Below are 1,673 nucleotides of genomic sequence, written 5' to 3' on the forward strand. Positions count from 1 at the left end.
ACACCATCCAGCCCAGTGTTCGCCCACTGCACTCCGTTATAGTATTGCAACGTCCCAAGCAGGAACGGGTTATTGACACTCGACCAAAGTGGCGGAACGGCTGGGTTATCGCTCCCGGCACCGTCGAATTTCAAATAACTGGGCTTGTCGCCGCAATAAGCGGGATCGCCCCAACTCACGGTAGCAAAACCATTAACGTCTGAATTGGCTATGCTTGACTGGGATCTGTTGGATTCTTTATCCCTGTCATTCCATGAACCTATGGCTGTGCCAGTGAACACAACAGCATTTGCTGCCAAATTAAACCCCGCTACTACGGCCAATGAGGTGATAAATAACTTTTTCATTTTCTAGTCCTTTCTACAAAAATTAACTTTAACTGGTTGACTATAATGCACGAAGCATGCCATTCCAAAACTTATGCCGTGTTATTTTATCATAATATCCTAAACACCAAACTGTTACGCATGAAAATTATTTAATTAAGATTTCCATCACGCCCAATCTGCGCCCGAAAAGCGTAAAGTTTTCTGACAAGTTATGTGGATTTCACAAAGAAATATTACCTGCGGGAAACTCCTTTAAGAATTCTACTGGCGGTCTCCTTCATTACCATGGGAAACTCCATAATGTCGGATTTGTTAACACATTTCGAGTAGTCAACGAGACTGGAACAAGCACCTAGCACCCCAGTAAACTACATTTTTACTGGGTTTTTAGGCTGTTTGATGATCTGATGACATCTTGAAGGCTAATTGGCACACAACTCGCTTAATGTCTGCAATGTCTGCAAAGAAGATCACAATGAACGATAACGAATACCTGTCAACCGGAGAAGCAGCTAAGGTACTCGGGATTTCCAGATCAACGGTAGTACGTCGTTTTGATGAAGGTTCGCTCCGCGGTAAAGCTCACCCTATTACGGGTGAGCGGGTGATATCCGTTGAGAGCATCGAACAATTTAAAAGGAAGCACATTCGTACTGTTGATGAACATTCCTTGATATGCAGGCAACTTGTGCTTCGCAGTAACAATCAGGACTTAATCGGTCTGGTTGGCCCCATTGCCTCAGGGGATCGGCGAATCAAAATTGATGTCGTAGAGCGGGGATCGGAGGCACTAATTAATTGCGCCAGAAAGCCGACCGATTTACTTATTCTGGACGATACGACCACCGATATTACCTGTCCCTCTATTATTCGTTCGTTGCGAGAACTCGATACCCGGCATAAATTGACCGTACTCTGCTGCTTACGCGACAGCGACCCGAAACAAGGAGCCCTTTGGGGGGCCGATGCATTATTACAGATGGATAGTATGCCCCCTGATACCTTGAAGACAACGCTATATGAACTATTGAGGCTTGCGCCCAGGGAACTTATTGCCCGAACGGCTCCAGTGGAACATAAGCGGCAATGGCCTCGGCATGCGCTCAATGTTCCTGGAACCATCGATGTATTCCGCGTCCGCATGCCGGAGGAAAAGGTTTCAGGGAGTGTTATCGTGGACAACATCAGTCTAGGTGGCGCCGGGCTTTCAAACATGAAACTCGATTCTAATTCCCTTCCCGCCGAATCATTCCGGATGCTACTGCGAATCGATGCTCCCTTGCTTCCGGACTGGCAGGCGCAGTGCCAGGTTGTTCGTTTAATAGTTAATGGCCAGATCACGGC

The 1,673-nt window shown here is 46.9% G+C and carries 2 protein-coding genes; one reads left to right on the forward strand and one right to left on the reverse strand.

The window, feature by feature from the left end:
• Window positions 1-347, reverse strand: a 347-nt coding sequence (locus WCO51_13620; GenBank protein ID MEI6514292.1) for a choice-of-anchor K domain-containing protein, incomplete at its 3' end; no start/stop codon positions are given.
• Between the two features lie 457 nt (window positions 348-804).
• On the opposite strand from WCO51_13620, the gene WCO51_13625 reads away from it, so the two are divergent.
• Window positions 805-1,673, forward strand: an 869-nt coding sequence (locus WCO51_13625) for a helix-turn-helix domain-containing protein (GenBank protein MEI6514293.1), incomplete at its 3' end; no start/stop codon positions are given.

The organism is bacterium (genome assembly GCA_037131655.1).
Taxonomy (GTDB): domain Bacteria; phylum Armatimonadota; class Fimbriimonadia; order Fimbriimonadales; family JBAXQP01; genus JBAXQP01.